A 1,893-nucleotide genomic window follows, 5' to 3' on the forward strand; every position below is an offset into this window, starting at 1 on the left:
AGTTGTTGGGTTATAGGTTTACGCCAGTATATAAGAAAGGCGTAAAGGGTCATTATCAGTTAATAGTAAGCGAACAGGCTTGGCAAACACTTAAACGCAAGCTCAGGTATCTTACCAAGAAAACGCTGCCATTGTCATTAGTAGAAAGGTTACAACGGCTAAAACCCATCTATAAAGGGTGGTCGAACAATTTCCCGATTAGGAAATATACATACCAAACTTAAAAAGCTGGATGAATGGTTACGGAACCGACTACGCTACTGTATATGGCACGATTGGAAGAAACCGGAGCGCAAACGCAAGAATCTCATTGGCTTAGGTATAAAACAGGATCAAGCGTATGCTTGGAGTAGAACAAGGATGGGAGGCTGGGCGGTAGCCCAAAGTCCTATACTGAGGACTACTATTACTGAAAAACGTCTAAGAAAAAGAGGTTACGAAAGTATGCTGGCGTACTACCTTAGTGTAAAGTTCTGATATAACGAACCGCCGTGTACGAGACCCGTACGCACGGTGGTGTGAGAGGCGCAGTCCGTTCCTAACTAGGGGCGGACCCGTCTACTCGATTGTGGTGCGTTATTTTTTCACGCGGACATTGGATTCACTTGAATTTGTCCTCCGATTGCTTTCAAAACTTTCATTATTGTCGCAAATTGAGGTTTAGCTCCGTCCGACAATGCTTTGTACAAACTTGGTCTACTTAATCCAGTTTCCTCTGCAATTTTGGTCATTCCAATCGCTTTTGCAATATGTCCGATCGCATTAATAACATCTGCGTTATCTCCTTCTTCCAGAACTGTGTTGAGATATTCGGCAATCATTTCCTTGCTGTCCAAATAATCAGCTATGTCAAATTTTGAAGTTCCCATATTTTCTATTTCTTTAATTTTTTCCAGATTTCTTTCGCTTTCGCAATATCTTTTTGCTGTGTTGATTTGTCTCCACCAATCAGAAGTACAATTATTTTCCCGTCTTTTTCTTTGAAGTAAACCCTATAACCTTTTGCGAAATTCACGCGCATTTCCCTTATCCCGTCGCCAACAGATTTACAATCGCCAAAATGTCCGTCGTTTTCAATTTTTTGAATTCTGAATAGGATTTTCGCCTTGGCCTTAAAGTCCTTCAGTTTTTTCAACCATTTATCAAATTCAATTGTTTTCTCGATAAAAAACATAAAAGTGTATCTACTTGGATACAAATTTACATTTAATTTTTGAATTTAATACCGTATTTTGAAGTTTTTTGGGTGGCTTGTAAAATGCACCACAACGCAGGGCTATGTGAAGCCACGTTACGGATTTTAAATTTACGCAACTTGTTGGGATAAATTTACAAATACGTGTTGAACGTGGCCAGGTTGCATATAGCCGTTGATATGTACAGTTTTCCTCGATGGCGCCTAAAGGTGATAGGTTGGATGGTCCCTCATCCTACGGATTATGCAAACTGGCATGGCCCTGCGATGATGTACAAATCCCAAGGGGCGGGAATTGGAGCCTTTGGCGACAATGTAGCGACTTGGGTTCACCTTTAGGTGACCGAGCGAAGCGACCGATGAATACCTTTGAAAAACAATAAAAATTAAATGAATAATTGTACATCATCGTGTTTGTGTATGGCTTGTTGCGGAAAATCAGTATGATTTTCCGAATAAGGAAACAAGATAGCAAATTGCGCAAGAATTTCCGAGTAGGAAATTCAGAAGCAATAAGCTATACACGTCTTAAGTTTGATTCTCTTTAAATTGATGTGTTAATCAGAAAGAACAAAAGAGAGAATTAAGGTTACTATACACGGTGAAGCTTACGACTTCGACAACATTGATAATCCTCTCTCTTTTACTACTTAAATCACGTTCAGTTCTGTGAGACTTTAGATCTCGTTTTCAAGTTG

The 1,893-nt window shown here is 39.7% G+C and carries 3 protein-coding genes and 1 pseudogene; 2 read left to right on the forward strand and 2 right to left on the reverse strand.

From position 1 onward, the window contains the following. Positions 1 to 477, forward strand: a pseudogene (locus tag BFP75_RS11355) (group II intron maturase-specific domain-containing protein); the annotation flags it as partial. A 107-nt stretch (positions 478 to 584) separates the two neighbouring features. On the opposite strand, the gene BFP75_RS11360 reads toward BFP75_RS11355, so the two are convergent. Beyond that, positions 585 to 869 carry an addiction module antidote protein gene (locus BFP75_RS11360; protein ID WP_099545455.1) on the reverse strand — a complete coding sequence of 95 codons (285 nt, stop codon included), beginning with the start codon at positions 867 to 869 and terminating at the stop codon, positions 585 to 587. Positions 870 to 874: 5 nt separating this feature from the next. Beyond that, a complete protein-coding gene (locus BFP75_RS11365; protein WP_099545507.1) occupies positions 875 to 1,174 on the reverse strand; it encodes a type II toxin-antitoxin system RelE/ParE family toxin in 300 nt (99 codons plus the stop codon). Between the two features lie 201 nt (positions 1,175 to 1,375). On the opposite strand from BFP75_RS11365, the gene BFP75_RS21835 reads away from it, so the two are divergent. Beyond that, positions 1,376 to 1,534 (forward strand): hypothetical protein, encoded by a 159-nt coding sequence (locus tag BFP75_RS21835; RefSeq protein WP_165776517.1) that lies wholly within the window; start codon positions 1,376 to 1,378, stop codon positions 1,532 to 1,534. Positions 1,535 to 1,893: the final 359 nt, after the last annotated feature.

Source organism: Maribacter sp. 4G9 (assembly GCF_002742265.1).
Classification (GTDB): domain Bacteria; phylum Bacteroidota; class Bacteroidia; order Flavobacteriales; family Flavobacteriaceae; genus Maribacter.

Coding starts and splice junctions, on each gene's coding strand:
- BFP75_RS21835 (WP_165776517.1), top strand. CDS start 1,376: ATGTACAGTTTTCCTCGATGGCGCCTAAAGGTGATAGGTTGGATGGTC.
- BFP75_RS11365 (WP_099545507.1), bottom strand. CDS start 1,174: ATGTTTTTTATCGAGAAAACAATTGAATTTGATAAATGGTTGAAAAAA.
- BFP75_RS11360 (WP_099545455.1), bottom strand. CDS start 869: ATGGGAACTTCAAAATTTGACATAGCTGATTATTTGGACAGCAAGGAA.